This is a genomic window from Akkermansia biwaensis, assembly GCF_026072915.1.
In the GTDB taxonomy this organism is placed as follows: Bacteria; Verrucomicrobiota; Verrucomicrobiia; order Verrucomicrobiales; family Akkermansiaceae; genus Akkermansia; species Akkermansia biwaensis.
In genome coordinates, this window is record NZ_AP025943.1 from 972733 (window position 1) to 998241 (window position 25509).

23 protein-coding genes are annotated in these 25509 nt (G+C 58.4%); 13 read left to right on the forward strand and 10 right to left on the reverse strand.

What is annotated here, in order from left to right; genetic code table 11:
* Positions 1 to 13 precede the first annotated feature (13 nt).
* Genes OQH67_RS03980 through OQH67_RS03990 form a run of 3 tightly spaced genes read left to right on the forward strand, consistent with a single transcriptional unit; the run spans position 14 to position 4383 of the window.
* Positions 14 to 1585, forward strand: coding sequence for a S1C family serine protease (locus OQH67_RS03980; protein ID WP_218957810.1), 1572 nt, complete (start codon positions 14 to 16; stop codon positions 1583 to 1585).
* A 5-nt stretch (positions 1586 to 1590) separates the two neighbouring features.
* Complete coding sequence (locus OQH67_RS03985; protein ID WP_215434362.1) at positions 1591 to 3180, forward strand: S1C family serine protease; 1590 nt, start codon at positions 1591 to 1593, stop codon at positions 3178 to 3180.
* A 45-nt stretch (positions 3181 to 3225) separates the two neighbouring features.
* The gene (locus OQH67_RS03990) at positions 3226 to 4383 is read left to right on the forward strand and encodes a 3-dehydroquinate synthase (protein ID WP_215434360.1); all 1158 of its coding nucleotides are present in this window, start codon (positions 3226 to 3228) and stop codon (positions 4381 to 4383) included.
* A 16-nt stretch (positions 4384 to 4399) separates the two neighbouring features.
* Here the strand turns inward: OQH67_RS03990 and OQH67_RS03995 are convergent, their stop codons facing one another.
* Positions 4400 to 5614: a M20 metallopeptidase family protein gene (locus tag OQH67_RS03995; RefSeq protein ID WP_215434358.1), complete on the reverse strand. Its 1215-nt coding sequence runs from the start codon at positions 5612 to 5614 to the stop codon at positions 4400 to 4402.
* 338 nt (positions 5615 to 5952) lie between these two features.
* On the opposite strand from OQH67_RS03995, the gene OQH67_RS04000 reads away from it, so the two are divergent.
* Complete coding sequence (locus OQH67_RS04000; protein ID WP_215434357.1) at positions 5953 to 6594, forward strand: hypothetical protein; 642 nt, start codon at positions 5953 to 5955, stop codon at positions 6592 to 6594.
* A gap of 26 nt (positions 6595 to 6620) precedes the next feature.
* On the opposite strand, the gene OQH67_RS04005 is transcribed toward OQH67_RS04000, so the two are convergent.
* From OQH67_RS04005 to rpsB, 5 genes are all read right to left on the reverse strand, one after another.
* Positions 6621 to 7406 carry an ATP-binding cassette domain-containing protein gene (locus tag OQH67_RS04005; RefSeq protein ID WP_067572057.1) on the reverse strand — a complete coding sequence of 262 codons (786 nt, stop codon included), beginning with the start codon at positions 7404 to 7406 and terminating at the stop codon, positions 6621 to 6623.
* A 136-nt stretch (positions 7407 to 7542) separates the two neighbouring features.
* Positions 7543 to 7983: a hypothetical protein gene (locus tag OQH67_RS04010; RefSeq protein ID WP_215434355.1), complete on the reverse strand. Its 441-nt coding sequence runs from the start codon at positions 7981 to 7983 to the stop codon at positions 7543 to 7545.
* A 73-nt stretch (positions 7984 to 8056) separates the two neighbouring features.
* Positions 8057 to 8272, reverse strand: a complete 216-nt coding sequence (locus OQH67_RS04015; RefSeq protein WP_215458834.1) for a hypothetical protein — start codon at positions 8270 to 8272, stop codon at positions 8057 to 8059.
* Positions 8273 to 8372: 100 nt separating this feature from the next.
* Positions 8373 to 9245, reverse strand: coding sequence for a translation elongation factor Ts (gene tsf / locus OQH67_RS04020; protein ID WP_215434353.1), 873 nt, complete (start codon positions 9243 to 9245; stop codon positions 8373 to 8375).
* Between the two features lie 31 nt (positions 9246 to 9276).
* Positions 9277 to 9972: a 30S ribosomal protein S2 gene (gene rpsB, locus OQH67_RS04025; RefSeq protein WP_067572164.1), complete on the reverse strand. Its 696-nt coding sequence runs from the start codon at positions 9970 to 9972 to the stop codon at positions 9277 to 9279.
* Positions 9973 to 10290: 318 nt separating this feature from the next.
* Between rpsB and OQH67_RS04030 the strand changes: the two genes are divergently transcribed.
* A complete protein-coding gene (locus tag OQH67_RS04030; protein WP_215711634.1) occupies positions 10291 to 11682 on the forward strand; it encodes an MATE family efflux transporter in 1392 nt (463 codons plus the stop codon).
* 20 nt (positions 11683 to 11702) lie between these two features.
* On the opposite strand, the gene OQH67_RS04035 is transcribed toward OQH67_RS04030, so the two are convergent.
* Genes OQH67_RS04035 through OQH67_RS04045 form a run of 3 tightly spaced genes read right to left on the reverse strand, consistent with a single transcriptional unit; the run spans position 11703 to position 13619 of the window.
* Positions 11703 to 11909, reverse strand: coding sequence for a hypothetical protein (locus OQH67_RS04035; protein ID WP_215458833.1), 207 nt, complete (start codon positions 11907 to 11909; stop codon positions 11703 to 11705).
* Positions 11899 to 12375 (reverse strand): hypothetical protein, encoded by a 477-nt coding sequence (locus tag OQH67_RS04040; protein ID WP_215434349.1) that lies wholly within the window; start codon positions 12373 to 12375, stop codon positions 11899 to 11901. Before OQH67_RS04040 ends, OQH67_RS04035 begins: the two co-directional genes overlap by 11 nt.
* Positions 12366 to 13619: a DUF6714 family protein gene (locus OQH67_RS04045; RefSeq protein ID WP_215434348.1), complete on the reverse strand. Its 1254-nt coding sequence runs from the start codon at positions 13617 to 13619 to the stop codon at positions 12366 to 12368. Before OQH67_RS04045 ends, OQH67_RS04040 begins: the two co-directional genes overlap by 10 nt.
* A 337-nt stretch (positions 13620 to 13956) precedes the next feature.
* Here OQH67_RS04045 and kdsA point away from each other — a divergent pair, with 337 nt between their 5' ends.
* From kdsA to OQH67_RS04085, 8 genes are all read left to right on the forward strand, one after another.
* Complete coding sequence (kdsA, locus tag OQH67_RS04050; protein WP_067572168.1) at positions 13957 to 14775, forward strand: 3-deoxy-8-phosphooctulonate synthase; 819 nt, start codon at positions 13957 to 13959, stop codon at positions 14773 to 14775.
* Positions 14769 to 15248 (forward strand): LptA/OstA family protein, encoded by a 480-nt coding sequence (locus tag OQH67_RS04055; RefSeq protein WP_215434347.1) that lies wholly within the window; start codon positions 14769 to 14771, stop codon positions 15246 to 15248. Before kdsA ends, OQH67_RS04055 begins: the two co-directional genes overlap by 7 nt.
* Before the next feature lie 13 nt (positions 15249 to 15261).
* A complete protein-coding gene (locus tag OQH67_RS04060; RefSeq protein ID WP_215434346.1) occupies positions 15262 to 16194 on the forward strand; it encodes an LptA/OstA family protein in 933 nt (310 codons plus the stop codon).
* Entirely contained in the window at positions 16191 to 16937 is a 747-nt protein-coding gene (gene lptB / locus OQH67_RS04065; RefSeq protein ID WP_215434345.1) for an LPS export ABC transporter ATP-binding protein, read from the forward strand. The genes OQH67_RS04060 and lptB overlap by 4 nt, the downstream gene beginning before the upstream one ends.
* Before the next feature lie 24 nt (positions 16938 to 16961).
* Positions 16962 to 17846 (forward strand): HAD family hydrolase, encoded by an 885-nt coding sequence (locus tag OQH67_RS04070; RefSeq protein WP_067572069.1) that lies wholly within the window; start codon positions 16962 to 16964, stop codon positions 17844 to 17846.
* A gap of 32 nt (positions 17847 to 17878) precedes the next feature.
* A complete protein-coding gene (gene mpl, locus OQH67_RS04075; protein ID WP_215434343.1) occupies positions 17879 to 19261 on the forward strand; it encodes a UDP-N-acetylmuramate:L-alanyl-gamma-D-glutamyl-meso-diaminopimelate ligase in 1383 nt (460 codons plus the stop codon).
* Between the two features lie 21 nt (positions 19262 to 19282).
* Positions 19283 to 20602, forward strand: a complete 1320-nt coding sequence (locus OQH67_RS04080; RefSeq protein WP_215434341.1) for an OmpA family protein — start codon at positions 19283 to 19285, stop codon at positions 20600 to 20602.
* Between the two features lie 80 nt (positions 20603 to 20682).
* On the forward strand, positions 20683 to 22692 hold the full coding sequence (locus tag OQH67_RS04085; protein WP_215434334.1) for an ATP-dependent helicase: 2010 nt from the start codon (positions 20683 to 20685) through the stop codon (positions 22690 to 22692).
* 12 nt (positions 22693 to 22704) lie between these two features.
* On the opposite strand, the gene OQH67_RS04090 is transcribed toward OQH67_RS04085, so the two are convergent.
* Positions 22705 to 25248 (reverse strand): hypothetical protein, encoded by a 2544-nt coding sequence (locus OQH67_RS04090; protein WP_215458832.1) that lies wholly within the window; start codon positions 25246 to 25248, stop codon positions 22705 to 22707.
* Between the last annotated feature and the right edge of the window lie 261 nt (positions 25249 to 25509).

Genomic DNA, 25509 nt, shown 5'->3' on the forward strand with positions numbered 1-25509 from the left:
ACCATCTATCATCATGCGTTTTCATACATGCCTCCAGGGACTCTTCCTGGCTCTCGCCGCAGTATCCCTCTCTCCGGCGGACGAGCCAGCCATCTCCCTTTCCGACTTCGGGGTGGACAAAGTCATGTCCGGCCCCGTCGTTTCCATCAATGACCAGTACAAGGGCGTTGTAAAAATTGAAGTGGACTCCCTGACTCCGGACTACGCCACGCCGTGGGATACGGGCCGCTACCAGGGAGGCATCGGCACTGGTTTCCTGATCGGTGAAAACGCCTTCATGACCAATGCGCACGTAGTAAGCAACGCGGAACGCATCTACATCTCCATGTACGGGGACTCCCGCAAAATTCCCGCCAGGGTCAAATTCATCGCCCATGATGCCGACCTCGCCCTGCTGGAAGTGGAGGATTTCAAGCCGTTCAAGGGAATCAAGCCCTTCGAATTCAGCAAGAACCTGCCCAATCTGGAAGACGAGGTAAGAGTCATCGGCTACCCCATCGGCGGCAACAGGCTCTCCGTCACGCGCGGCGTCGTCTCCCGCATTGACTTCACCCCGTACGCCCATCCCCGGAACATGGAACACCTCACCATTCAGGTGGATGCCGCCATCAACCCGGGCAACAGCGGCGGCCCCGCACTCATGGGCAATAAAGTCATCGGCGTGGCCTTCCAGGGTCTGAACAACGCCAACAACACGGGGTATGTGATTCCCACCCCCGTCATCCGCCATTTTCTGGAGGACATCAAGGACGGAGTCTATGACGGCTACGTGGACATGGGCATCCAGGCGGCCCCCATCCTGAACCCCGCCATGCGCAAGGCATTCGGGCTGCCGGATGACGAAAAGGGCGTCCTGATCGGCAAGGTTCTCAAAGGCTCTTCCGCGGACGGCGCTCTCCGGAACGGGGACATCCTGATGAAGGTGGACGGCTACGATGTGGACAGCTCCGCCATGATCGAACTGGAAGGCCAGAAAATCAGCATGAAAGAGCTCATCGAACGCTGCTTCAAGGATGACAGGCTGCCCCTGGACATCATCCGGGACGGCAAGCCCATGAAAGTGGAAATGGTCATGAAACCCTCCCGCGCCAAGGAACTGCTGATGGAGGAATATGACAAAATGCCCCGCTACGTCGTCTTCGGCGGCCTGGTATTCCAGCCCATCCAGCGCAACGTACTGGCTGCGGCGGACATCTCCATGCTGGACGTAGCCCTGGACATCCGGGACTACCAGGAAGACGGAGGCTGCGTGGACTATGAAGACATGGTCATCATCACCAAGGTATTGGACGACGAAGTAAACGCCCGCCTTTCCGGATCCGTTTCCAACGCCATCGTGGAAAAAATCAACGGCGTGAAGGTCAAGGGCCTCAGCCATGCCTACAAACTGCTTTACCCGGAAAAAATGCCGGAATATGTCATTATTGAACTGAAAGACGGAGAACGCCCCCTGATCTTTGAAGGAAAAGCCATGGAAGCGGCCAACAAGCGGATCTCTAAAACCTACAATATCCCCAAAAACGCCCGGCTTGACAGCGCCATTCCCGGCCGCCAGCCCTCCCGTAAAGAAACTCCCGCCAACTAACAGCCATGAAACTCCTTCCTCTTCTTACTTTCGGTTCCCTGGTCCTTCTTGCCGGATGCCAGCCGCGCGAATCCTCCATCCCGGCCCCGGCTCCCGAACCGGAACAGCAGCAGGCCCCCGCCATAACTCCGGAACAACCGGAGGAAACGCCTCCCACACCCCTCCCCGTGCCTTCCCCCACCAACTCCATGGTGGGCATCAACGCCACCAATCAGGGATATGCCATGGTCCAGCCGTGGAGCAAGGAAAACCCGTCCTACAGTGAAGGCTTCGGCATCTATCTGGGGGACGGCAACATCCTCACTGCCGCCAACATCGTCTATTCCGCCAGCTTTGTGGAAGTAACTTCCTCCGACGGCTCCCAGACGGTTCCCGTGACCGTTACGGCCTTTGACCCGGAAGCCAACCTCGCTCTGCTCCGCCTGAAAAACGAGAAAGACGCCGCTTTCCTGGACAAGCTGGTCCCCGTCACGCTGGGGAAAGCCCCCAAACTGGGGGACAAGGTGGAATTCTGGCAGTTTAACGCGGACGGCCTCCCCATCACCACGTCCGGCTCCATCCTGGCGACGGAAAGCTCCTGCCCGTTCACCAGCGGCGAACCCTTCGTCCTGTACAATGTCAAATCCTCCGTCACTCCTTTGAGGGGCGGCGCGGGCAACCCCGTCATGACCGGGAAGGAGCTGATAGGCCTGAGCGCCAGCTGCAACCCTTCCGCGCAAAAGGTGCTGGCCGTCACCCAGACCATGATTTCCCGCTTCCTTGAACAGGCGCAGTCCGGCAAATACTCCGGCTTCCCGGCGGACGGCACACAGGTCACGGAACTGACGGACCCCGTCTTCCGCAAATACTTGGGGCTGCCTGAAAACGGCGGCGGCCTCTACGTCGCCAAACTGCCCGTTTACAGTTCCTTCTACAAGGCCGGCATACGCTCCGGAGACGTTGTGGAAAGCGTCAACGGCATCCCGCTGGACAGCAAGGGGCTGATCAAGGACCCCTCCCTGGGACCCGTCTCCGCCAACTTCCTGTTCCGCGACTCCGCCAAACCCGGAGACGTCATCACGCTCGGCATCCGCCGCAAGGACAAGGACGGCGTCAGCCGGCCCATGACGGTGGACGTCACGCTGGACCGCGGCGCATTGGAAGGGGACCTGGTCAATCCCGCCCCCTTTGTCGCGGAACCGCGCTACCGCATTTACGGCGGCCTGGTCTTCGTTCCGCTGACGGGCGCCCTGGTGGGAGAAATCAACAAGCTCAGCAAAAACCGCCCTCCCCTCAACCTGGTTGAGGCCATCGAAAAGAAAGAGGAAATCCGGAAAAAAGGCGTGGATGAAATCGTGGTCTTTCTGGTAGCCCTTCCCACGCAGGCCACCCTGGGGTACGCCACCATGAGCCCCTCCATCGTGGAAAAGGTGGACGGAATCCAGGTAAAGAATTTCAAACACCTCAACCAGCTTCTGGACAGGCCCGCCCCCGGAGGCACGCACCGCATTGAAGTCAGCCAGCAGCCGTACACCATGTACATGTCACAGCAGGAGGCGGCCAAGGCGGACCGCTTCATCCAGATGCGGGCCGTTCCCGTACTCCGCAGGGACTGAGCCTGCCGTCCCGATACGCCGCCGTTTTACAGCATACGTTCTGAAATGTCCCTCCACACGCTGAACATCCATCTGGATTTTCCCTACAGGGTCGCCTTCACCCACGGGGTTTTCCGGCCGGAAAACGACGCACTGGCCGGGCTGATGGAGCAGAGAGAGGGAAGCCGCGTCCTCGTCCTGGTGGAAGAAGGACTGGAACGGTTCTACCCCTCCCTCCCGGCGGACATCGACCGCTACTTCACGGAACGGGCCGGAACAGCGGACTATGCCGGGCGCCGGACCGTACCGGGCGGGGAGGCGGCCAAAACCACCTTTGCCGCTTGGGAAGCGGCCCTGCGCCACATCGTGGAAGCGGGGATCGACCGTCATTCCCATATCGTCGCCGTGGGCGGCGGAGCCTTTCTGGACGTGGCGGGCTTTGCGGCCGCCACCGCCCACCGCGGCATCCGCCTGCTGCGCGTGCCCACCACCACCCTCTCCCAGGCGGATTCCGGCGTAGGCGTCAAAAACGGCATCAATTTCATGGGGCAGAAAAACTATTTGGGCACCTTCGCCGTGCCCTGGGCCACCCTGAACGACTTCCTCTTTCTGCACTCCCAGCCCTTCTCCCTCAAACGCGCGGGCCTTGCGGAGGTGGTAAAGGTAGCTGTCGTGAAAGACGCCGTTTTCTTCGACTGGCTGGAGGAACACGCCGGAGCCCTGGCCGCATGCAGGCCGGACATACTGGAACACGCCGTAGAGCGTTCCGCCCTGCTCCATGCGGAACACATCGCCCGCGGAGGAGATGCCTTTGAAATGGGCTCAAGCCGCCCCCTGGACTTCGGCCACTGGGCTGCGCACTACATGGAAACCATGTCCGGCTATACGCTGGGCCATGCGGAAGCCGTCTCCGTGGGAATGTGCCTGGACATTCTTTACTCCGTCAAAAAAGGCTGGCTGCCCTCCCGGCAGGCGGAACGGATCATTGCCGTCCTGAAATCCCTGGAACTGCCCGTTTTCCATCCTCTTCTCACCCGGAGAACGAAGGACGGCGCATGCGAAATCCTGAAAGGGCTGGAAGCCTTCCGCGAGCACCTGGGCGGCCATCTGACCGTTCTGATGCTCACCGGCATCGGAAAGGGAATGGACGTCCATGAAATAGACGCCGCCCTGATGGAGGAATGCATCCGGGAAATGCAGGTACAGGCGGCTTCCGCAGAATGAGCCTTTCCCCGGAAACCTACTTGCCGTTCAGATAATCCAGAATAATCCGCACTTCCGCCTTCACGCCGTTGAGCAAGGCGCTGTCATCCGCCCTGAAGCCGGGATTGTGGTTGGGGGGACCGTCACCGGAACCCACGATCATGAAATAGGTCGGCGCTACCTGCGCATAATAGGAAAAATCTTCACTGGCGGAAAGTCTCGGGGCATCGAACACGTTTTTCGCGCCCACCGCCTCCATGGCGGCCTTCTTCGCCAGTTCCCGGAGAGCGGCATCATTCTGAATAGCCGGGTAGCCGAGTACGTAATCCAGCTTGTACGCCGCCCCGTTGGCCTCGCACACATGGCCGATGATGGAACGGACGCGCTCCTCCATCAACTTGCGGGTTTCCGGCGTGACGGTGCGGATGGACGCGGCCAGCTCCGCCTTGCCGGGAATCACGTTCGGAGCGTCTCCCGACTGGAACTTTCCGACGGAAACCACGGCCATTTCCCCGGGCGTCACATTGCGGGACACGACGGTCTGAAGCATCATCACGATCTCAGACCCCGTCACGATGGGGTCCACGCCCATCTGAGGCATGGAACCGTGGGAACCCTTTCCCTGAATGGTCAGGAAAAATCCGTCCGATGAAGAAGAAGCGGCGCCTGCCGGCAGCATGCCGATGGACCCCGCCGGCATGTTGGGAATGACGTGCGCGCCGAAAATGGCGTCCACCCCCTTCAGCTTTCCGCTCTTGATGATCTGCAAGGCTCCGCCGGGGGACTTTTCCTCCGCATGCTGGAAAATGAAATAAACCGTGCCTTGCAGTTCCTCCTGCATGCCGGAAAGGACCTTGGCGGTTCCCAGCAGCATGGCCGTATGCATGTCATGGCCGCAGGCATGGCTGACGCCCGGCGTCTTGCTGGCAAAGGAAAACCCGGTTTCCTCCTGCACGGGAAGGGCATCCATGTCCGCCCGGAAACCCACGGTACGGCCCGGTTTGGCTCCGCGGAGAATGCCTATGACGGAAGTTTCCGCAGGCCGGACGACTTCAATATTGCCGAAGGAGCGCAGCATGTCGGCCACATATCTGCCTGTATTGTATTCCTTGAAGGAAAGCTCCGGATTCTCGTGGAGATGATGCCTCCATTCCACCACATTTCCGGCGACGGACTGCACATCGGTCTGCTGCGCACCCGCCGCGGACAGGCAGCAGCAAAAAAGCGCCACGGACCAATAAGACTTTTTCATGGTTTGAATAGACGAGTCGTTGTCTTTTATTCAGACAATTCCTCCACATTTCCATTTCATGAAAATGTGCCATCATATGACGGCCTTTTTAAAGTAAACTCGCCCGGGGGGATGCTGCGGCAAATTCGCCATGACAGCCTCTATCCCCTGAAAGGGCAAATACCATGGGAAACATTTCCCGGATTTCCTTAAAGTGTCTAAATCCGGGTTTCTCCGGTCCCTTTACGGGCTGCGGACCATGGAATCCGTTTACTTCAGTTTAAAAGAGAAATAATGCCCCGGAGTTTTTCATCTCCTTCATCGACTATGGATAGTACTTCTGGTAAGAATGGCACGGAATGCCGGACAACATACAAGCCGGCGTCTGTACCGGAAATCAGCCGACGCCCGCAGCACGGAAAGCGATTCCGGCAAAAATAAAAGGCATTGGAAAGATGCGTCACCTCTTGGCAGGTAGAATTATCCCAACAAAAACTTACCTGAAAAAAATGAAAACCGTTTTTAAATGGATAGCAGGCCTCCTGATTGCGGCAGGGGCCGTATGGATCGCCATGCCGTTTGCCTTCATGTATCCTTTTTTATACGTCAAATACAGCTTAAATCCTGATATGACTCCTGCCACGATGGAGAAGATCATTAAGGAAAAACCTAAAGACATATACGAAATAGAACAGCGATTGAATAGAAAGAGGATTCTTCCCGGCCGGAATGACTCCGATTTCCAGTCTTACAGGGAACGGCTGGAACGAGCTACGGCCAGATATGCGGCGGAGGGAAAACTGACTTCCCTGCCCGTCAACTGGTATTGCGGGAATACGCAGGTCGCTGAAGTAACATATATAGCCGGCTATGAGACAAGAACAGCGTGGGGAAGAACGAAAGCCAACCTGGGCGATCTTTCGGACAAAACGACTTACTATTTCCTCCTTGACGGGAATCTGCGCCTCCTGGGCTGGATGAAAGAAGAATCAGACGAATAGGAATATGCGTATCAACCGCATGTTCATCACCGTGGAACGGCCGCCAGCAAGGTCTGCGTGTATTCATGGGACGGGGAGGAAAATACCTCGTCGGCATCCCCGTATTCGACGATGCGCCCCTTGCGCATGACGGCAATCCTGTCCGCGATGTAATGGACCACGGACAAATCGTGGGAAATGAAAATCATGGTCAGGTTCAAATCCCGGGCAAGCGTCATGAGAAGATTCAGAATCTGGGACTGGATGGAAACATCCAGCGCGGAAACGGGTTCGTCCGCAATCACCAGCCGGGGTTCCGGCGCCAGGGCGCGGGCAATCGCCACCCTCTGCCGCTGTCCCCCGGAAAACTCATGCGGGTATTTCCGCATCAGGGCAGGGCTCAGCCCCACCCTTTCCATCAGTTCCGCCACATCATCCCGCATCTGGGAGAAAGTTCTCTTGCGGCGGCGGCATTCCAAAGCCTCCTTCAGCGTCGCATAAACGGTAAAGCGGGGATTCAGGGATGCGTACGGGTCCTGGAAAACCATCTGGAAATCCGGGCGGCGCTTCCTGACCTCGGACGGGGAAAGGGCCGTCAGTTCCTCCCCTTCCAGGAAAATGCGGCCTTCCGTGGGTTTCTGGAGCAGCATCACCGTGCGGGACAGCGTGGACTTGCCGCAGCCCGACTCTCCCACCAGTCCCAGGATTTCTCCCTTTTCCACGGAAAGGGATACCCCGTCCACCGCCACGACGGACGCCGGTTTGCGGGAGGAGAGCATCCCCTGCACCGCAGGAAAGACGACACTCACATGATCCAGTTCCAGAAAAGCCATATCCCCACTTTAACAGGTGTTCCGGAACAAGACAAGATACCAACCGTGCCAGCTTCGTCAACATGGGCGCCGCCAGCCCTCCCGGCAGAGCAATTCATCCCGGCAGTAATAAGAACAGGGCGGCTTTCCTTTCTCTTCATGAGCCCGGAGAATCATCCTCCGGCTTGAAAGACCAGCGGAACAGCTGCACCAGGACATAAACCGCCGCATCGCCGAGAATAGCCGTTCCTCCGGCCCAAAAGCCCCCGAAAATGAAAATAAGCCCGGCCTGGGCGTCGCTCCGCAAATATCCCGGCGTGGCGACCGACCACAGCCAGTAAAAATGGCAAATGATGCCGATGATTAAAAAGGTAACCGTCTCCCACCTGTACTTCCGTCCGGTCCCCACGAAAAACCACAGCAGAAGCAGAAAATACCAGCCTCCGGACACAAGCCCGAAGAGGGGCTGCAACAGGCTTGAGGCTAGCACCATGTTCCAGATGAACATGCCGATGATCACTCCCATGAGCAGGCGGAAAACCGGATCATGCTTCACCGGTTTTTCCACAAGGCCCTTCCTGTCATCCCCAGGCTCCATGAAAGCCGTTTTATCCGCACATTCCCCCGGCAGCAAGTAAAAACGCTTCCGTCCGGGCTGCCTGTATTCCCGGTCAACCAATTCCGGAGAAAGGGGAAATGAACAGACCGCCCGGATTCATCCCTGTGGCAGCAACAGGACGGTAAAATAGCGGCAAACCATCGCCCTGACGGTTATGGCGAGAATCCGGACACCGATCATGGATGATGGATTTTTCCGTCAACAGGCGGGTTTCCTGTTGAAGAGCGGCATGACTGCATGCGCAAGGAATAACCCATGATTCACTCATCAGGAAAACTGCCGCCCCAGAGGGGACCAGGGATTCGGCAACATGAAAAAGAGCCGCTCCCCTCGCAGGGAACGGCTCCTGAAATTCAGTTCATCCGGGCTTACGCGCCAAGCTGGTAGCGGACGAAGGAGACGACGGAGATTTCGTCGCCGAGTTCCTTGCCGACCTGCTTGAGCAGGGCGTCCACAGACACGGAAGGATCCTTCACGAATCCCTGGTTCAGCAGGCAGGACTGGGCATACAGGGCCTTCAGCTTGCCGGGCAGGATTTTTTCCAGCAGGTGTTCCGGCTTGCCTTCCTGAATGAGCTGCTGGCGCGCGATTTCCTGTTCTTCAGCCACAAAGGCGGGGTCCAGGCTGTCGGAGCTGACGCTCTTGGGAGCGGCGGCGGCGATGTGCAGGGTCAGGTCCTTGACCAGGGCCTTGAACGCGTCGCTCTTGACGGTTTCTTCCTTGCCGGCCTTGACGGACAGCAGAACGCCGACCTTGCCGCCCATATGGATGTAGGAGGCGATGGTGCCGTTGCCGTCCACCGTCAGGCGGGCGAATTTGCGCAGGCCCATGTTTTCGCCGATGGAGCTGCACATGGCCTTGATGTACTCTTCCGTGGTGCCTTCAGGCATGGAGACCTGCAGGGCTTCCTCCAGGGTGGAGGCCTTGGAGTCCGCGAGCGCCTTGGCAACGTCGTTCACCAGGCCCTGGAACTTGTCGCCCTTGGCGCAGAAGTCCGTTTCACAGTTGAGTTCAAGGATGATGCCGCAGCAGCCGCAGGGAGCTACGACGGTGCGGATTACACCTTCCTTGGCGTCGCGGTCAGCCTTGGCGGCAGCCTTGGCGATGCCCTTTTCACGAAGGTACTTCACGGCGGCTTCCATGTCGCCGTTGCATTCGTTGAGGGCCTTCTTGCAATCCATCATGCCGGCATCCGTCTTGTCACGGAGGGCTTTGACGAGAGCAGCAGTAATTTCTGCCATAGTTTTTCTGTTCTTTCTAAATGGGGTTTGATTAGGCGTTGGCGGCGGCGCCCTTGCCTTCGTTGATGGCCTTGACGATACAGTCAAGAATCAGACGGATGGAGCGGACGGCGTCGTCGTTGCCGGGGATCGGGAAATCGATGTCCTTCGGGTCGGCGTTGGTGTCAACCAGCACGCAGACGGGGATGTTCAGACGGTGGGCTTCGCGGATGGCGATGTCTTCATGGTCGGCGCCGATGGCCACCATGGCGTCCGGAGCGCCGCCCATGTTGCGGATGCCCTGGAGGTTGCGTTCCAGCTTCTGGCGTTCGCGGTCCAGAGCGGCCAGTTCCTTCTTGGACATGCTCTTGAACTCGGGGGTCTTTTCAATCCCTTCGAGATAGGAAAGGCGTTCGATGCTCTTGCGGATGGTGCTCATGTTGGTGAGCATGCCGCCCAGCCAGCGGTGGTTCACATAGTACTGACCAGTGGCTTCCGCAGCTTCGCGGACGGCTTCCTGGGCCTGGCGCTTGCAGCCGACGAAGAGAATCTTCTTGTTGCGGCGGGCCAGATCAGCGAGGAAGGAGCAGGCCTTGTCCAGGCACTTTTCAGTTTCTTCAAGGTTGACGATATGAATACCGGCCTTGTCCTTGAGGAGGTACTTCTTCATGCTGGGGTGCCATTTGCGGGTCTGGTGGCCCAAATGAACACCGGCTTCAACCATCTGGTTAATCAGATCATTAATCATATATGTATGTAGGTGGCTTTCCTTGCGGCAGGAAAAGCGTTTTTTGGGGACTTCGACGCTTTCTACCCCTCCGATCCCCATTGTTTAGGTTGCGCCGAATCGCGCGAGGGACGGATAATATACCGCGCGCAGTCCTTCTTGTCAAAGCATAAATCATTGATTTACGAAACCATTCCGTCATCCGCCGCACTTCCCGGCGCCCGTGCCGTTCCAGACCTTCCGGGAGGCATGCGGACACTTATCGTACAAAAAACATGAACATGCCGCAAAACGGACTTGGAAAAAACGCCGGGCGGGCGTTCCATGCGTCCGCTTCGGATGACCAAGACCCTGACAAGCGGAAATCCCGCCAAATTGATTTTCCTGTTCACCATTCCCCTGCTGATCGGCAACCTGTTCCAGCAGTTCTACAACATGGCGGACACCCTGATCGTGGGCAGGACGCTGGGTGTGGAAGCCCTGGCCGCCGTAGGCTGCACGGGAGGGCTGATGTTTTTCATCCTCGGGTTCGTGATCGGGTTCACGGCCGGCCTTGCCATCATCACGGCCCAGCGTTTCGGCGCCGGACGCAAACGGGCCGTGCGGCGCAGTTTTGCCGTGTGCATCCTCCTAAGCGCGGCGGCAACCGTCCTGCTGACGGCCGTGAGCGTCGTCTTCGCCCGCCCCGTGCTGGAACTGCTGCAAACGCCGCCGGAAATTCTGGATGCGGCCCATTCCTACATCATCATTATTTTCTGGGGAATCGGCGCGGCCATGCTGTTCAACCTCCTTTCCAACGTCATCCGCGCCCTGGGGGACAGCAGAACCCCTCTCTACTTCCTGGTGCTGGCCTGCGTGCTGAATATCGCCCTGGACCTGGCGCTGATCCTGCGTTTCGGCATGGGGCCCGCCGGGGCTGCCGTAGCCACGGTCGTTTCCCAGCTGGTTTCCGGGCTGCTCTGCACCATCTACGTGTTCAGGAAGTTTCCCATGCTCCGGCTTACCCGGGCGGACTGGAACATGAGCCGCCGCTACCTCTGGGCGCATATCCGCCTGGCCCTGCCCATGGGCTTCCAGGCATCCATCATCGCCATAGGCGCCATTCTCGTGCAATTCGCGCTGAACCGGCTGGGAGCCCAAGCCGTAGCCGCCTTCAGCGCCGCCCAGAAAATCGACATGGTGGCCACGCTGCCCATGATGTCCTTCGGCATCGCGATGGCTACTTATGTAGCCCAGAACTACGGAGCCAGGAATCCGCTCCGCATCCGGCAGGGGGTGCTGCAGTGCAGCCTCATGTCCGTAGGATTCAGCATCGCCGTAGCCGTCGTGAACATCATCTGGGGACCGGAACTCATTCGGCTGTTTGTAGGAACGGGAGAGCGGGAAGTCGTCAGGCTGGCCCAGACCTATTTGAACATCAACGCCTCCATGTACTGGGTACTGGCCCTGCTGTTCGTATTCCGCTACACGCTTCAGGGGCTGGGGCAGAGCGTTGTGCCCACCTTTGCGGGCGTCATGGAGCTGGCGATGCGCGCCTTTGCCGCCATTATCCTGGCGCGGTACCTGGGTTTTGCCGGGGCCAGCATGGCGAGCCCCGCCGCATGGATCGGTTCCTGCGTGCCGCTCGCCATTGCCTACTTCTTCACGAGAAAGAGGCTCGCACAGTCCACGAAACAGCCCTTTCCCCCATGCTCCGGGGAAGAACGCGAATCCATACGCCAGGCGGCATAACGGCGGGAGGAAAGCCTTCTTTACTCCGCAGCATAACGGCGGACAACGCACGGCGTCCACACCACCGGTTCCCCGATGCCCTGAATGGCTGCGGTCATGGCGCACACTTCTTCCCAGTCGTTTTCCAGCAATCCGAAGGAATTGAACTTCAGTCCATAACTTTCCTCCACATCTTTGTAAAGGGCATTGCACAGCCAGGAATGGAAGGAGCCGCATTCATAACCCAACGATGTCGAAACCCAGGAATTCCCCGCATTCCGGCTCGTCCGCCTGCGGAGCGGCGCCGCGTTCCCGTTCCACTGCCGCGCGCATGGCCCGGTCATCTTCCCCGGCAAAGGAGATACTGACCAGCTCCAATTCGCGGCCGGAAGAAGACAATAATGAAAGCACACGGCGGCCTCCCGCCAGAGTGGGAAAATTGTCGGCTACCCAGCAGTCCATGAACTCTTCCGCCGCTTCACGCAGCTGCTGCGCCTCCCGCGGGGAAAGTCCCATGCTCCGGGGATAATCCTCCTCCGCACGTCCGTACCGACCCCAGTCCATCTCCGGATGAAGGCGGCACAGGCAATCGCTGACGGAAAGAATGACGGAAACCGGGAAAAAGCCGGAATCCGGGGGTACATGGAAAGGCTCGATCAGGTAATAGCCGTAGACCTTCAACCCGGCGGGCGGTGTTTTTCCGTTCAATTCCATTGCCAGGGCAATTTCCTGTCTTCTCCGCCTTCCTCTCTGCAGGAGCGGCAAAAATCCACATAGGCTTCCATGGCCCGGCGCTGGTCTGCACTGAGCAGGGCCGTAGCCTCCAAACCCCATTCCGCGAAATCCTCGGAACACGTTACCTCCATGTAGCTCCACATCCTGCGCCGCAGGTCACAGCACATGAATGCGGGGACCAGAAAACGGTAGCCCTCCGGATCCGTAAAGCACAGGGCCGTAAAGCAGTGATTCAGCATCGCGGCCGTCAGTTTTGTCCAGTCGTGCCGTTCATCACTGGCCGCCAGTCCGCGAAAAACCTCCCCGAATCCCTCCATATCCCTGTAATCCGCCTGGAGCAGCCCTATTCCGTTCCCCAGTTCCACACCGGCAAATGCCTTGGCGATCTGCTCAATGACGGGGGCCGCTCCTTCGCGCATTGCCCCGTATTCCGGTATCTGTTCCAGTTCCTCCCGCGTCTCTTCAAATTGGCGCAGATACCATGCCCGGACATCCTCCAGATTCGCCATGTCCGGCCAGTCGGAATTTTTTTCCGCACCTCCTTCCGGCTCCGCCGGCCGGGATGCGTGCTCCGCCTGCAAATAAAATGTGCCGAAAGGCGGCAGTATCTTCACCTCCTTGCCGAACCTGGCAGCCAGCTCCGGAGAAGGCATGTCCTCCCTCATGTGCTTGCCTTCCCCGATCAGGAATGGAAGAACAAGCACCTTCTTTCCCTTCAGAGAAGGAAGAACCTCTTCCACGGAAGGAGAAACGCCGAAGTACGCCAGCGCCATCTCCGTTCCCTTCGGCAGCCATACTTTTGAATGTTCCAGAAAATCGGACGGTTCCGGGGGCAATTCCCTTCCCGTCACGCCGTGGGCCACCACCAGCAGGGAAGCGCCCTGCTCCAATTCCTTCTCCAGGGATTTCCACACGCCAAGGTTCCATGTACGCTCCGCTCCCCATACGGGCCGGAATTCCAGAGCCGGGGACAAGCCGCGCTCCGCATACAGGGAACGCAGCAATTCCGGCAGGGTTTCCGTCACCGTTCTGCCGGTCTGCATGAAAACGGGATAAACCCAGACCACGCCGTCGCCGGGAGGAAGCTCCGCAGATTCCAGGTCGCGGAAGGATGCCTGCCAGACAAAGTCGCTCGCTCCCTTCACGCCTTCCGCCACTTTCTGCCGCAGCCGGGCCCCCGCCTCATCATAGGAGACGCATAACTTGTAAATCTTTCTCGGCATGTCGGTAAGACCCCGGCGGGGCAATGGCGTTCAGCCCCCGGCGTCATCAGTGGAACGGGAAGGAGGCGGATGATTCGCCGTTTGTAGCAGAAACGCCGGATTCAGGCAATACCATACCTCTTCTTTCACCTTCCTTCCGTTTCCCGTATCCGGTCCCCGGCACACAGGCATGAAAAATCCTGTTATTGCGCACGCCGTCATGGAATTACGCACTCCCGCAAAAAATACTCCGGGCGGGACGGCCCCCGGAGGCCGAATCTCCCGCCGGAGGCAGGATAGCGGCTTGACCGGAGAGGCCGGAACAGTCATGATAGGGAGACATACAGGTTTCCGTCTTATGTCGTTTTATATTCAATCCGTTGAAATCGGCGGCCCCCGGCCGTTCTACCTTCTGGGCCCCTGCTCCCTGGAATGCGAATCCTTTGTCTGGGAAATGGCCCGCTCCATCAAGTCCATCGCTGAAAAGATGGACGTGCCGCTGATTTTCAAGGCATCCTACGACAAGGCCAACCGCACCTCCGTCACCTCCTTCCGCGGACCGGGCGTGAAGGAAGGCTGCCGCATCCTGGCGGAAATAGGGAAAGAACTCAATCTCCCCATCGTCACGGACGTTCACACCGCACAGGAAGCGGAGATAGCCGCCGAATACGTGGATCTGCTCCAGATTCCCGCCTTCCTGTGCCGCCAGACGGACTTGCTGGAGGCGTGCGCCAAAAGCGGGCGCGCCGTGAACATCAAGAAAGGCCAGTTTCTGGCCCCGTGGGATACGGTAAACATTGCGGAAAAAATGAGGGCTTTCGGCTGCGACAGGTTCATGATGTGCGAACGCGGCACCACCTTCGGCTACAACAACCTGGTGGTGGACATGCGGTCCCTGTACTGGATGAAGCAGGAAGGCTTCCCCGTAGTATTTGACGCCACGCACGCCGTCCAGCGTCCCGGCGGCCTGGGCGGGACGACGGGCGGAGACAGCGAACTGGCTCCCGTTCTGGCTTCCGCCGCCATGGCGACGGGCAGCGTTGACGGCGTGTTCATGGAAGTGCACAAGGATCCGTCCAAGGCGCTTTCCGACGGTCCCAACCAGATCCCCCTCCACCTGCTTGAAGGCGTGCTGAAACGCCTCCAGGCCATTCATCAGGCAGTCCGGTCATGCTGAAACCATTATCCACATGTGCGCTGGCGTCCTTCATGTTCTGCATGACGGCCTCCGCGGACGCTGCCCTGCCGGAGGAAACTCCGCTGGCCGGGGTGGATAAGAAAATGCCCATGCTGGAGCTCCTCCCCGTGGGCAGCACGCTGACCAAAGTCAGCGTGACCGAATACGCAGGGCCGCGTCTTTCCCTGCTGATGACCGCCTCCAGCATGACGGTGGTCGCTCCCCACGAAGCCGCGGGAAAAACGCTGAACATTTACCTGTATGGGAAAAACAGCCAGGTTACGCACCTGTTTTCCGGTGACGCCTCCTACTTCCTGGACAGGAAACTGGTCGTCTCGCGCACGGAAACCACCATCCGGGAGGAAAATTTCTCCGCCCGGGGTGCAGGGCTTTATCTGGATACGGAAACCAGGCGGGGTATCCTGCTGGGCCCCGGCAAGACCATTATTCACGTAAAAAATCTCAACAAGTAACCGCCACCTTACCATGATCCGAATTCTCACCGTGCTGGCTCTGGCCGGAGGCTTTGCCTTCGGCGCATCCGACATCCCCTCCCACATCGTCCAGCCTCTGCCCAAGGAGCTGGACCCCATGCTTGAACCCGCCTTCCAGCCTCCGGCGAACATCGTTCGCCCCCTGACTGCGGAAGAAACGGCCCAAAGGGAAAAAGACCTGGCTCCCATCCCTTCCGCCCCCCTGACGGAAGACGGAGAGAAAGCCCTCTCCGCTTCCAATGCCCAGGACGCTGAAGTGGACGAACAACTCAATGGATTCCGGCAGAAATACAATGTTTCCATTCACGCCACCCCCGCAGAAGTCACGACCGCGCCCGCCGATTCCGCGACCGAGAAAACCGACAAGGGGGCTCCCACGGAAATAACGTACGACGACGGCCTGTATTTCGACATGGAGCAGGGGCTGCTGGTGTACATGAAAAACGTGCATGTCCGCAATCCGGAATTTTCCCTGGACTGCACCGGCCCTTTGAAAATCTACCTGCAGTATGTGGAAAAGAAGGGCAAGAAGAAGCCTTCCGACCGCAGGAAGGAAGAAGGAAAGGAAATTGACAAATCCGGCCCCGTGCTGCCCAACGACGGCAATTTCGACTTCAATTCCATCAAAAAAGTCACGGCCTCCGGCAACGTCGTGCTGCGTTATACGGACAAAGACGGGAACCTCTGCACGGCAAAGGCGGAAAAGGCCACTTACGATGCCAATACCGGGGAAATCATTCTGGCGGGCAACTACCCTTCCCTTTCCCGCGGCGGCTCCATCTTTAAGAGCAAAACCAGGAACGGCTTCATCCGCGTGTACGGAAACGGGAACGTTTACATCCCCCAGGGGGGCGAATCCTCCATCCGGGATCTGGACAAGCAGCTCTCCGAACGGAAACAACAAAAACCCGCCCGCAAGCCGTGACCGACTCTTCCTCCCACTATCTGTTGAACGCCGAAGGAATCTGCAAAACCTACAAGACCCGGACCGTCGTGGACCAGGTCAGCCTGAACGTGGGCCACGGGGAAATCGTGGGGCTGCTGGGACCGAACGGAGCGGGCAAGACCACCTCCTTTTACATGGTGGCGGGACTAGTGCGGCCGGATGAAGGCCGCGTGATATTCGCCGGAGAGGACATCACGGAACTACCGATGAACCTGCGCGCCCGGCGCGGCATGGGCTATCTGCCGCAGGAGGAATCCATCTTTCGCCGGCTTTCCGTGGAAGACAATCTCATGGCCATTCTCCAGACGCGCAAGGACATGACCGCCAGACAGCAGAAAGACCGCGCCCAGGAACTGATGGACCGCTTCGGCATCGCCAAGCTGCGCCGCTCCATGGCCATCCAGCTTTCCGGCGGGGAAAAGCGCCGCCTGACCATAGCGCGCGCCCTGGCGACGAATCCGAAACTGCTGATGCTGGACGAACCGTTCAGCGGCGTGGACCCCATCGCCGTTTCCGACATCCAGAAAATTGTCATGGAGCTGAGCGACAGGGACGGGCTTTCCATCCTGATTACGGACCACAACGTGCGGGAAACCCTGCACATCGTGGACCGCGCCTACATCCTGTTTGAAGGAAAAGTAATCAAGCACGGCTCTTCCGAGGAAATCGCCAACGACCCCATCGCCCGCAAGCAGTACCTGGGCGACCAGTTCCGCATGTAAACCGCACGTTCCGCTTCATCTTCCATGTCCGCCCCCCAGAACACGATCGCCCTTGTTTTCGACTACGACCAGACCCTGAGCCCGTCCTACATGCAGGACCAGGCCATTTTCCCGGAGTTCGGCATCTCCCCGGAGGAATTCTGGACCAGGTGCAACGCCACCGGAGAACGGGAAGGATGGGACGGGGAGCTGATCTACATGAAGAGCCTGCTGGACGCTCTTTCCCTGGACCGCGTCAGCAATGCGCGGCTGACCCAGCTCGGCGAGCGCCTCACCTTTTATCCCGGACTGCCGGATTTTTTTGAATCGTTCCCGTCCATGACCCTGTCCCCCCTCCATGCGGACCTGGGCATCAACATTGAATATTACATCATCTCTTCCGGATTGAAGGCTCTGATTGACGGGTCCGCCCTGCGTCCCTACTTCAAGGCCGTCTTCGGCTGCGAATTCAGCGAGGTGAACGGCCACATCGACTTTCCCAAGCGGGTCATCTCCCACACCACGAAGACGCAGTACCTTTTCCGCATCAACAAGGGAATGCTGGACTACGACCAGGACGTAAACGACCACATGCCGGAGGACATGCGCCCGATTCCCTTCGCCAACATGATTTACATCGGGGACGGTCCCACGGACGTCCCCTGCTTCACCGTCATGCGCAGAAACGGCGGCCACGCCGTAGCCGTTTACAATCCGGAAGACCAGACCGGGCGCAGTTTCCGCAAATGCTACAACCTGGCTTCCAATTCCGACCGCGTGAACTTCATCGCCCCGGCGGACTACAGGCCCGGCAGCCATCTGACCCGCGTGCTGGCCGGCATGGTCACGGACATCGCCAACGGCATCGTTCGCCGCCGGGACCGGGCCTTGGCGGATTCCTGCGTCTCCGCACCCTCCTTTTCCAAATAAAACGCATCCAGCGCATTCATTCCTTACCTGACATGAACAAGCATTTCCACTTTCTGGGCATCTGCGGCACCGCGATGGGGGCCGTAGCCGCCGCCATGGCGCGCCGGGGCTACACCGTCACCGGGTCCGACGCCAACGTGTACCCCCCCATGTCCACCTTTCTGGAACAGGAAGGCATCACGCTGTTTGAAGGCTACAGGGCCTCCAACATTCCGGCGGAAGCGGACGTCATCGTCATCGGCAACGCCATGAGCCGCGGCAACGAGGAAGTGGAAGCCGTGCTTCAGCGCCGCCTGCGCTACCTTTCCCTGCCGGAAACGATGAAGGAATACTTCCTGCGCGGCAAGCGCAACTACGTGGTGACCGGAACGCACGGCAAAACCACCACGACCTCCATGCTCGCGTGGCTGATGGAGGATTCCGGAATGAACCCCAGCTTCATGATCGGCGGCATCGCCCGCAACCTGGGCCGCGGCGGCCGCTTCACGGATTCCGACTTTTCCGTGCTGGAAGGGGACGAATACGACACGGCCTTCTTCGACAAGCGCTCCAAATTCCTGCACTACCTCCCGGAACTCGTAGTCATCAACAACATCGAGTTCGACCACGCGGACATTTACAACTCCCTGGAGGAAATCAAGCTCAGCTTCAGGCGCCTGACCCAGATCATCCCCCGCAACGGGCTGGCGCTGGTCAACGCGGACGATCCCAACTGCCTGGACGTGGCGAAGGGCGCGCCCTGCCCCGTCAAGACGCTGGGCTTTTCAGACAGTTCCAACATCCGCATCCTGGACGTGGAAACCTCCACAGACGGCAGCCTTTTCACGTTGGAAGGCACCCGCTATTACGTACCCATGATCGGGGAATTCAACATCCGCAACGCGGCCATGGCCATCGCGGCCGCCCAGTTCGCGGGGCTGAGCGTCAAGCAGCTTGCGGGTTCCCTGGCCCGGTTTGAGGGCGTCGCGCGCCGGCAGGAAGTCAAGGGAGTTGTGAACGGCATTTCCGTCGTGGACGACTTCGCGCACCACCCCACGGCCATCAAACAGGCCATCCTGGGTTTGCGCCAGCGTTACCCGGAAGCCCGCATCTGGGCCGTTTTCGAACCGCGCTCCAACACCACGCGCCGCAACATCTTCCAGAACGAGCTGGCCTTGGCGCTCGCCACGGCGGACTTCCCCGTGGTCGCCGCCGTGGACCATCCGGACAAGGTGGCGCTGGCGGATCGCCTGGACCTGCATAAACTTTCCGGCGACCTGGCCGCGCTGGGCAAGGATGCCCTGATCGGCGGCCATGCGCAGGAAATCGTAGCCGCCGTCTGCAAGAAAGCCCAGCCGGGAGACGTTATTCTGGTTATGAGCAACGGCGGCTTTGAAGGCATCCATTCCAAACTTCTGGAGGCTTTGCAAGACTGACCCCTTCACCATTCTCCGCCAATGAAAAACGCATCCACCATCACCGCTTTCATCATCAGCTTCCTGGTCGTGGGCAGCCTGGCCCTGGTCTTCCTGTTCATGAATCGCCAGGAGGAAGAACCCGGACATACTTCCCCAGCGGCAACTACGGAAGAGCCGGCGCGCCAGACCGTGACGCCCCAGCCTACCGTGGACCCGCTCACCAGGGACGACATTGAAAAGCAGACTTCCACCCCGGAAACGCTGGTCAACCTCAGCTCTCCTCAGACGCTGGCGCAGGCCATTGCCAAAGTAATCCAGGACAGGGACCTGAACACGCTAAAGGCTCTGGAAGTGCAGCAGGCCGTTACGGAGGCCCAGAGCCGGACCATCCGGGAACTCATGGAGGCGCGCCACGTGCGCCTGTCCTCCCCCGGCATCACCAGCATCGGTGCCAACAACCAGGGCACCAATCCCACCGCCAGATATACGCTCAACTTCAGCAGTGGCGCGCGCGGCTACCTGGACATGAAGCGCAACGACAAACAGCAGTGGACGCTGGACACCCTCACCCTCCCCAGCAAGCAGGACCTGGCCAAGGACAAGGCGGCCCCCATGGTCATGAACGACCCGATGGGCATCGTCAGCTCCTTCATGGATGCCGTGGCCAAGGCGGATTTCCGCGGGGCCCGGAAATTCGTGGACGGCTCCAAAGTGCAGGACGCCACCGTGGCGGGCCTGTGCATCCTGTTTGAAGAAGGCACCTTCCGCCTGCGGGACGATGCCCCCATCAAAACCGCGTATGAGGCGGACACCAACGCGGGGTTCTTCGTGCATCTGCAGGACGCCCAGGGCCGGAAAGCCGGCAACGTGGGCTTGACCGTAGCGAAAACGGACGGCCAATGGCTTATTGCGGAAGCCTCCTTGGACAGCATGCTGGAAGCCTACACCAAGCGGCAGGGCGCCGGGGACGATTTCTTCATCCCCATCGTGAAAAACCCGCAGGGCGGAGATTCCCTGGCCCTGTTCTTCGGGTTCAATGAAGACGCGCTCTCCAAGCGTTCCGCACGCCAGCTCCAGATTGTGGCGGAAGCCATCAAGATGGACGGCGGCAAAAAGCTGGAAATCAGCGGCCATACGGATGACGTGGGCAGCGAACGCTACAACCAGGGGCTTTCCGAACGCCGGGCCGCCGCCGTGAAGGCGCAGCTCATTGAATTCGGGGTGCCGGCGGAGCGGATCGTCACCAGGGGATTCGGCAAATCCCAGCCGCGCCGCACTTATTCCACCAACGCGAACGACGAGGAACGCGACGAGGCCCGCAAGGAAAACCGCCGCGCAGAAATGTATCTGGACTTTTAAAGAGGCGGCCGGAGAATGGAGGGTATAGCCTTTCAAAAATTCCCCGCCGCTACCATCCGACTGCCAGCCGCAGAAACTACATGGCCCGCCGCTACGTCATCAAGCAGGACTCCGCTCCTTCCGCCCCCATTTCCGGGATCGACTACCACGCGACCCTGAATGAAGAGCAGTATGCCGCCGTTTCCTCGGAACCGGGGGCGGCGCTCGTCATTGCAGGCGCGGGCTCCGGAAAGACGCGTACGCTGACGTACCGCGTGGCGTGGCTTCTGGACCACGGCACGGACCCGTGGAACATCCTGCTGCTCACCTTCACCAACAAGGCCGCCAGGGAAATGACGGAACGCGTGCGCGCCCTGATTCCCATCGACCTCTCCCGCCTGTGGAGCGGCACTTTCCATTCCATCGCCAACCGCATTCTGCGCCAGCATGCGGACTACCTGGGCTACACGCCGGCCTTCACGATCATGGACTCGGACGACCGCAAATCCATGATCAAAAGCATCGTGAAGGCCCTCAAGCTGGACGAAAAATCCTCCCGCTTCCCGAAGCCGGAAGTGCTCTCATCCCTTTTCAGCCTGGCGGACAATGAAGGCGCCGGCATTCAGGAAACGCTGGAAAACGCCTATCCCTACCTCTCCAACCATCTGGACGCCATTCTGGACGTGCATGAACAGTACGTCCTCCGCAAGCAGGAAACCAACAGCATGGACTTTGACGACCTGCTGCTCAACGTCGTGCGCCTCTTCCAGGAACAGGAGCACCTGCGCGCCCTGTACGGCGCGCGCTTCCACCACATCCTGGTGGACGAATACCAGGATACCAACTACCTCCAGAGCCGCTTCATCGACATGCTGGCCCGGGAGCACGGCCAGCTCATGGTCGTGGGAGACGATGCCCAGAGCATCTATTCCTGGCGCGGCGCGGACATGGAGAACATCCTCAGCTTCACGACGCGCTACCCGTCGGCGAAAACCTTCAAGATAGAAACCAACTACCGCAGCGTGCCGGAAATCCTGGAACTTTCCAATGCGGCCATTGCCGCCAACGAGATGCAGATTGAAAAACGCCTGCGTTCCGTGCGTCCCACCGGGGAAATGCCGCCCGCCCTCGTGCCGCTCAATGATGACCGGATGCAGGCCAAATTCATTTCCCAGCGCATCCGGGACCTTATTGAAGAAGGTACGGACCCCAATGAAATAGCCGTGCTCTACCGGGCGCACTTCCACAGCATGGAATTGCAGATGGAACTGACGCGCAGTGAAATACCCTTCCGCATCACCAGCGGTATCAGGTTCTTCGAGCAGGCGCACATCAAGGACGTGGTGGCCTTCATGCGCTTCGTCGTCAATCCGCGGGACGAGCTGTCCTTCCGCCGCATGGTCATGCTCCTGCCCGGCATCGGCCCCGGCATGGCGCAAAAACTCTGGGCGCGCTGGGCCGCATGCCCGGAAAACAGGGCGGAAACGCCTCCGGAATCCTTCTCCGCCCTGATGATGGAATTCCCGGTTCCCGCCAAGTCCAAGCCGGGATGGATGCAGCTCTGCTATACGCTGGACGAGCTGGCTCCCGGCGGGAAAACAGCCAATCCGGCCTCCATGCTCGTCTCCATCAATGAAGCGGTTTACGACGAGTACATGCAGTCCGCCTTTGAAAACTACGACCAGCGCAGGCAGGACCTTCTGCACCTGGCCGGGTTTTCCGAAAGGTTCGACTCCGCGGAAGATTTCCTGTCCCAGCTTTCCCTGCTGGGCAATACGGATGACGAAAGCGCGGCGGCCGACCTTTCCGGCGGGGCGGTCACCCTATCCACCATCCACCAGGCCAAGGGGCTGGAATGGTCCGTCGTCTTCCTGATCGGCCTGTGTGACGGCATGTTCCCACACCAGCGCGTCATTGACGACGGCGACCTGGCCGGGCTGGAGGAAGAACGCCGCCTGTTCTACGTGGGCATCACCCGCGCCAAGGACCAGCTTTACCTGACCTATCCGCGCTGGAACTGCCGCGCCCAGGGAGGCACCTTCATGCAGATGCCTTCCCGCTTTCTGGACGAAGTCCCCGCCGCGCTGGTGGAGGAATGGGAGGTGGAATAATCCGGACGGCCCTCATTCCTTCTCTGCCAAACGCTCTTCCACCTCTTGCAGGAATTGGCCGCTCATCCCGGCATTGCGGACAAGCTGGCGGATTTCCTCCGCATCCTCCGGCCCTTTGCCATATCCGTAACGGATATGTGAAAAAAAGTCCGTACGCACTCTGTCCCGGATCACATCAAGCTCCAGTTCCATGCGCCGCAAGGGAGGCAGCTCGTCATTCCATCGGCCCCCCCATTGGGAAACGGGCTTTCTCTGCATATCCACCAGTTCCTGCGGACGAAAGCGGGAGGCCACCCTCAGCAGGCTCAAATAAGTTTCCGTCTTTCTCCGCCGGTCAACAGGAAGTTCCTTCCCGAGTTCCCAATCACGCGTGATATCATCCAGGCTGACACAGGCGGTGTGTAAATCGCCCATCTGCCCCTCTTTTTCAAATGCTACAAGTTTTTCATGAAAAAGCTCTTCCTTCTTATCCAGCCTTTGTTGAAACAGAGCGGCTATGGCTGTTTCCAAAGGGCTCCCTTCAGAACGTTCCAGGATATATCTCCACGCTAAAAATCCTTCCTGATTATCCGCGATGGAGGTGCTTACAGCTTCCATCACAGCCGCCTGGAAAGACGAGCCAAAACCCTCCTTCCCGGAATTCCCGCTCTTGTGCATGGCTTTCAACAAAGAAAATTGGAGACCCAGCTTTTCCACAAGACACCCATAAGGAGAGCTGCAGTATATTTTCTGATGTTCCGCCCATTCGTCAATGGCGGCTGCTATCCGTTCCGGACTGCCCTTTCCCTTTTCTCTTAATTGATCAAGATCTTCATGCAAATTGCGGCCGTCAAACCGATGTTTGAAATACATCAGGAATTCGGGTTCCGCGCCCATTCCTTCCGCAAGCTTCAAAAATTTCTGCTGTGTTTCCCTGGATTTTTCATACTCCGATTCCACCTTGTAGCTCAGATCTGAAAATATTTCCGCGTGCAGACCGTACAGCAATTCCTGGGCGTCTTCGTCATACTCTTCCTTCCGACCCTCCTCCGGTATTTTAAATACCAAATTCACCTCCTCCCGCCTTTCATGGGAAGGATCCAGGCGTTTTTCCAAAATGAAAAGCAGGCGCAGCCAGGAGGCTGTTTTGAAATCCAGTATTCCCGGGATATTCTTATGCCGCTGATAATCATGATGCAGTAAAGACTCAATCAACCGGTCTGCCTTTTCCAAACCTTCCCTGGAAAAATTCTCGTCCAGAAGCAGAAGGCTGTCCTCAATCCTTTTCTTTTCCATCTCCAGAATACGCTGGCATTCATCATGAATGTACGAGGCGCGGGGCTTCAATCCATAGGCAGCCAGCCACCATCTGGCCTCCTGCAAATAGAAACGGGAATCGCCGCACGTGCACCTGATGTTCTCCATCATTTTTTCTTCCAGATCCCGCCTTATCCGTTCGCCGTCCGGCCACGACGTTTCCGTGGCGACGATGTGATTAAGCCGCAGCCAGCGTTTCAACTGGAAAAAGGTGGATGACTCATTTCCCCACAATACTTTCCGGCATTGTTGAAACGCTTCGATCAAAGCGTCCGCGGCCTGCATGTCCTTCCTGTCTTTCGTTTGTGAAAACCGGTCAATCGCTTCATTAATATCCTTGCGTGCGCAGACATCCCGCAGATTGTCCCTGAAATCGTCATTCATCCCCAACATTTCCGCCGTGTGCAACAAGGCCCGTCTGGATGCCTGGTCCATGAACTCGACAGATTCAATCCGCGTAAAAACGTTCCAATAGGCATCCGTCAGTTTATCCTGCATCTTTTTCTTCAGGTCCGCTCCACGGCTTTTCCTGATATTTTCCCGGCTGGCAATCAGATACTGCCTGCGGGATTCCGGCTCCTGGAGACTGTCCGGAGCCTGACCGGAAAACGCCATGCCGTCCTTCCCCACAGGAGGTGGCGGATCAATGTTGCTGAACGCGACATCTTCCTCCAAAAAAAGGGGATCCCGGGCATATTCCAGAAAATGCATGTATTGCAGGCAGCTTATCATTTCCCGCAGCTTTTCTTCCGGCGCAGGCTTGTCCAGGCAATTGAAGTCTTTGTCCGGCATCCAGTTCACATCCGTCTGCGTCCAATTCTGGAGAAAGGTGAAAAATTCCTTCTCCACTCCTTCCGCAAGGGCCAAAAGCTCCTCTCGTTCTTCCAGGGATGGCTTGCCGGAATACGCGGAGCGGATATAGTCCATGACGGCCACCCTGGTCTGAAAACGAAGCACCCGGAGTCCGGACTGGATATAATCGTAAAGATAGGCGCTTCCCACCTTGGCGGGAACAGGACGCGGGGCTTTTTCGGGCGCCTTTTCTTCCCCTTTTCCCGTCAGAATACGGTACCTTCCCGGAAGGTAGCTGGCATCCACGGACTCTGTGATCATCCGGAAAAGGCGGAAGTAGGTCTGAAGCTTGTACCTCCGGATTTCCGGCGCCGCATTCCCCTGCCCGTCACGGTCGTCCAGACCTTCCAGCTCCTCCAGCACCTTGTCCAGATGACCGGGCACCATCGACCGGTCAAACAGGCTCATATTTTCCTCGATGGCCTGTGTGGTCCGTACATGCGCCGCACATTCCCTCCCCATGCAGGCATTTTTAATTGAACACACCAAAAGAGAGCCCGTAAAAAATGCCATCAATACGCATATAATTTTCATAATCAATAGTATAGTTGTTTTGTAAAGAAATCTTCATCTGTTACGGGTTAAAACGAATTTCTTTCCGGAGCCATCATGAAAACATCGTCATGAATGACACATGGTAAATATAAATGCAATCATTTCATTGTTAAA